General features: G+C 31.5%; 3 protein-coding genes and 1 rRNA gene. All 4 read right to left on the minus strand.

Annotated features, from left to right (window positions below; all coding sequences use genetic code 11):
• Positions 1 to 272: 272 nt before the first annotated feature.
• Entirely contained in the window at positions 273 to 1,166 is an 894-nt protein-coding gene (locus tag ACIQ7N_RS23450; protein WP_402936644.1) for a patatin-like phospholipase family protein, read from the minus strand.
• A 192-nt stretch (positions 1,167 to 1,358) separates the two neighbouring features.
• Entirely contained in the window at positions 1,359 to 3,041 is a 1,683-nt protein-coding gene (locus tag ACIQ7N_RS23455) for a methyl-accepting chemotaxis protein (protein WP_402936646.1), read from the minus strand.
• 39 nt (positions 3,042 to 3,080) lie between these two features.
• Positions 3,081 to 4,250 (minus strand): ATP-grasp domain-containing protein, encoded by a 1,170-nt coding sequence (locus ACIQ7N_RS23460; protein ID WP_402936648.1) that lies wholly within the window; start codon positions 4,248 to 4,250, stop codon positions 3,081 to 3,083.
• A gap of 327 nt (positions 4,251 to 4,577) precedes the next feature.
• Positions 4,578 to 4,654, minus strand: a 5S ribosomal RNA gene (gene rrf, locus ACIQ7N_RS23710); the annotation flags it as partial.

Raw genomic sequence — 4,654 nt, forward strand, 5'->3', positions numbered from 1 at the left:
TGATGTCCAAAATTTTGTTTCGTTCACTAACTCAAGGTTAGTTACTAAAAACTTTATTGATTACGTTTTGCTTGTTCAGTTTTCAAGGTTCATTTATAAATCGTCATCTCTTTGTTAAGAGTTAACTTTTATATAATAACATGTTTTATACATAATGTCAAACAGTAATTTTATTTTTATATTGTTCTAGCTGCATGTTTAGCAGCAACTTTTATATAATATCACCCACTTCATAGAACGTCAATAGTTTTATTTGTTTTTTTTTTAAAGTTTTACAACCTAAACCTTGGCCATGATTTTAAAAATTGAATAGTACGGTTTCTTCCTATTTCTAAAAGCGTTTCTTTCGTCTCTTCATCTAAATCAAATTGTGTGGCGCTATAGTCATCGACAGGTATAAAAATAATATCTCGTTCATGCCGTCTTGAAATATACCTTTCATCATGAGCATCTTTCATAGTAGTAAATAAAGCCTCAAATAAATTTAATCCGTTTTTGATTTCATGTGGATGTTGTTCTTCTCTACGTCTACTCAATTTAAGTCCTATAATTGGTCGCATCTTACGTCCTTCTCTATCATCAAATACCCATAACGGAAAATTACTCAATACCCCGCCGTCTACTATAACTGAATCTCCTTTTCCTGTTTTTAATGTAACAGGCTCAAAGAAGAACGGTATGCCACAGCTCATACGTAAAGCACTTGCTACAGAAAAGTTCCTCGCTTCAATATGATATTTTTGTAAATCGTCTGGTAAAACGATCATTCGGCCATTTGTTAAATCTGAAGCCACTAATTTTAATGAATCTCTAGGTAAATCTCCGAATGTATAAACACCTTTTGCCGCCAATTTCTGAAAAAACCATTTTTCTAATGCTTTCCCTTTATATAAACCTAAATGGTGATAAACATTAACCCACTTCATAAACGGGAAAGGTAAAATTGTTTTCCTTGGATCTAGTAATGAAGGTACATCCAACTCTTCTAACATCGTTTGAATTTCTTTTCCACTATATCCTGCAGCAATAAAAGCAGCTAATATGGCCCCAGCACTTGTTCCAGCTACCCGTTTAAAGCGGAAATTTTCAGCTTCTAGTACTTGATACGCCCCAACTAGTGCAAACCCCTTCAAACCACCACCAGAAAAAACACCATCAATCCACAAAATTTCCTCTCCTTTTTCAGGTAATCGCTACATTATATAAAGAATTATATACAATTAGAACGAACTCAATGAGTATTTTGTCGAATTTACAAAAGACTTTGATACTCGCATACAGATCTAAAAATAGTAAAAGGATTAGCTCTGTTCAAGTTAGAGCTAATCCTTTTAACTTAGTTGTTGTTATTGCTTAGATTACTTAATTTTAAAATGTGCAATTTGACCTTTTAAATTTTCAACCATATCATTTACTTGATTAGCTGTTCCTAGCATTTCTTCCATAAAAGCAGATTGCTCTTGCATAGTTGAAGCAATATTTTGGGTACCTGCTGATGTTTGCTCCAATGATTGCACAGTTGTCTCAGTAGTCCCTAATACTTGTTCAGAGCTTGCTGATATTTGTTCTACTGTTGAAGCAATTGATTGCGTTCGCATACTAATGTTTGAAATTAGAGATGAGATTTTTTGGAAAGTATCTCCAGCCAATCTTATTGCAACAGTCTCTTGATCAATTTCATCTACTACTCTCGTAATAGCTTCAACCGATTCATTAGAATTGTTTTGCATTTCAGAGATTAATTTAGTTATGTCATTAGCAGATTTAGCAGATTGTTCTGCTAAATGTCTTATTTCATCTGCGACAACAGCAAATCCTTTTCCGTATTCACCTGCACGAGCAGCCTCAATAGCTGCATTTAGTGCTAGTAAATTAATTTGATCTGAAATACTTGTAATGACATTTGTAATTTGTCCTACTTCTTTAGAACGTTGATGCATTTGTTCTGTCATTTGCATAGAGGCTTTTGAAAGCTCGTTAATTGAATCAATTCCTTGTACGGATTGTTGAATGACATTATTACCCTGATTGGATTCTTCTGCTGTCTTAATAGATTCATCAGAGACGTTTGTAGTAGATTCAGTAATTTCTACTATCCCCTGTGATATTTCTCTAATGGCAATTTGATTTTGAATAGCCCCAGTTGTTATCATTTCGCTACTTACTGAAACTTCTTGAACTGCTGCTGATACCTGATTAGCCATTTCTGTCACTTGCTCTATACTTTGAGTCAATTCTTTAGACCCGTTTGCTACATAGTCTGCTGTTGAGGATACATGACCTATAACTTCTTTTAGCTGTACTTGCATACTATTAAAACTTGATGCAAGTTGACCAATTTCATCATTACTTGTATTTTTTATTTCCTGTGTTAAATCACCAGCTGCAATTACTTTAGTATAATCAACAAGTTCATTTAACGGTTTAGAAATTCTTTTAGCAGTGAAATATGCTAGTATACCACTTACTACAATAAATATAAGCGCTAATAATACACATACTTTTATTAGTAAATTTTCTAGATCAACTATAAAATCTGCATCTTCATCTAATCCTAAGACAGAATCTGTCCCTTGAACTTGTAAAAATGTTGACTTATGGGCGCCGTAATCATCTATATAAATATCACTTGTAACCATTTTAGTTGTACCTAGTGCTGCTTTTTGTTCATCTGTAAACGCTAGTGGTGATAAATACTTATCGTCATTACCTAAAAATAAAATGACTTCTTTATTATCTATTTTACTCATAATATAGACATTTTCTAAATCATACTCTTTTTGAAATGCATTTCCTCTAGACAATAGTTCTTGATATGCACTTTTGTTTGTTTTAGCACTATTGATTAATTCTTTATCAAATAACTCATTAAAATCCTCCATTTTCATTGTTAAGCTCTCTTCAAACTGAGGAATAATATACCCGTCAATTAAACGATCAGCTACAATAAAGATGGCTAAACTAAAAATTGTGCTTATAACAACAATAGGCATTAATACGTTTAATAATATTTTCTTTCTAATTGTCATACCTTTAAACATCATTAACGCTCCTAACTGGAATTAAAAAATTAGTCATTATTAAACAAATACCATTTCTTTTAACGTTATATATTGATTCAGATCTAAATTCAATAACCTTCTATTTTCATTTAAATCCGGTGACTTATGAAAGATTACAGCAAAAGTAGAGCTTTCATTCACATTCATTGGTCGATATTCTAAAATTTCACCAAAGTTTAGTTTAAACGCTTCATGATTGATAGATACAACTTGCTTACAATCAATAGAGGCATCTATTTCAGCACAACAAAAACTATAAATTGAATCATCCATTTGATTAACTATATTTTCCCAATCAGGCTTTTCTTGTTTAAAAAAGTACTCACATGCGTTTACACCATATGCATGAACGCCAAGTTCATTTGTCCCGATACCAGCAAATCTTAGTGGATTTACTTCAATAGGAACAATCTGGTCTTTATCGATGCGAATTTCGATATGTATAGGGGCGGACTTTAAAGCGAAAAACGATGAAATAGTTCTTAAAAACTCTTGAATTTTGTTGAGGGACTCGTTTATTACTTGCTTACCCGTATAGTAAATTCTATCGCTCATGTCTTTTTCATGCCTAAACATTCTTTTAAACAGATTTAGGATAACCGGTTCCCCATCTTCTGTAAAATATACGTCAACAGCGTATTCATCGCCTTCAATTAATTTTTCAATTATAAATGATTGATTATTAATAACTTCGATTGGATACTCTGAACTTGTAACTTCCATTTCAAACTTAAGTTGTTTAATAGTTTCTTTATATTCTTCTACCTTATCAATACGATGTACACCTATACTTGAATATCCTATAACAGGCTTAACAATAATAGGGAAAGGTAGAGCACTAGGATCTAATTCTTCTAATTCTTTTAGAGAAACTTCTGTGAAAAAGAAATCTGTATAATGTCTACTTAATGTTTTCCTAAAAGTAACTTTATTTTTCAAAATATCTGTAACAGTTGTTAAATAGTGATTAGGCGCATATTTTGATAAAATATTAAGTCCATTTTCAGAGTTAAAGAGAATTGGAGAATTCCCCTTCTCTAATTCAATCAACAAATCGTCTACCTTTTTTAAATTTATAGTAGATTCGTTTGGTATAAAAACTTCATTTAATTTGATTACCGGAATTTTATTCTTACTAATTGTGTCCGCTAATAATTCCGAAACATAAGGTCTATCTAGTATTATCAATATTTACACTCCTATTTGTATATTTTTTTTACATATCTATATAGTATGTAAAAATAACTATTACCTATTTTAATATATAATACCTATAAAAGCCATAATATTACCTTTTAATACTATGGGTAATATTACATTGAAATTAATATGAAAGCATATTGAATATGTAAATACTAATGAGTATATTTAACTATATAAAGATTAACTTTTGCTAAAGTAAACATTAAAAAAATCGAGAGGCTTACATTAGCTTCTCGATTTTTTACTATTGGTTAATTATTATTTGTATAATTTTATAAAAAAACAGCCAGCACTCAGCTGACTGTTTACATTGCCTAGCGACGTCCTACTCTCACAGGGGGAAGCCCCCAACTACCATCGGCGCTAAAGAGCTTAACTTCCGTGTTCGG

The organism is Lysinibacillus sp. NPDC095746 (assembly GCF_044763535.1).
GTDB lineage: Bacteria > Bacillota > Bacilli > Bacillales_A > Planococcaceae > Lysinibacillus.

What these genes read in the sequence shown, in the direction of transcription:
- ACIQ7N_RS23455 (WP_402936646.1), bottom strand. Translation starts at nt 3,041, where the DNA reads ATGTTTAAAGGTATGACAATTAGAAAGAAAATATTATTAAACGTATTA.